Annotated in this window: 1 protein-coding gene and 1 pseudogene; both read left to right on the top strand. The window is 39.5% G+C overall.

Translation table 11 applies throughout. From position 1 onward, the window contains the following. Positions 1-174, top strand: a pseudogene (locus AAEY79_RS15950) ([acyl-carrier-protein] S-malonyltransferase); the annotation flags it as partial. After that, a partial coding sequence (locus AAEY79_RS16725; protein WP_407074213.1) for an SDR family NAD(P)-dependent oxidoreductase occupies positions 171-248 on the top strand: 78 nt, incomplete at its 3' end. The pseudogene AAEY79_RS15950 and the gene AAEY79_RS16725, both read left to right, overlap by 4 nt.

Below are 248 nucleotides of genomic sequence, written 5' to 3'. Positions count from 1 at the left end.
GTATTGTGGTCACAAACCATGCAAGCATTATCTGACAAACAAATTAATATTTTGATTGAATGTGGTAGTGGCAATGTACTTAGCAACTTGGCAAAACGTCAAGCCCAACCTATTATTAGCTATCCTATTGACAAACCTGCCCGACTCGACAAATTAATAGAGGTATTATCATGAGCCGTACGATTATTTTAGTCACTGGTGCCAGCCGTGGTATTGGTAAAGCCGTTGCAAAGCGTTTTGCTAAAGAA

Origin of the sequence: Psychrobacter sp. GW64-MNA-CIBAN-0177 (assembly GCF_040309585.1) — a bacterium.
GTDB classification, from domain to species: Bacteria; Pseudomonadota; Gammaproteobacteria; order Pseudomonadales; family Moraxellaceae; genus Psychrobacter; species Psychrobacter okhotskensis.
The sequence above is the reverse complement of the archived record's forward strand: the minus strand, read 5'-3'. Positions and strand labels throughout refer to the sequence as shown.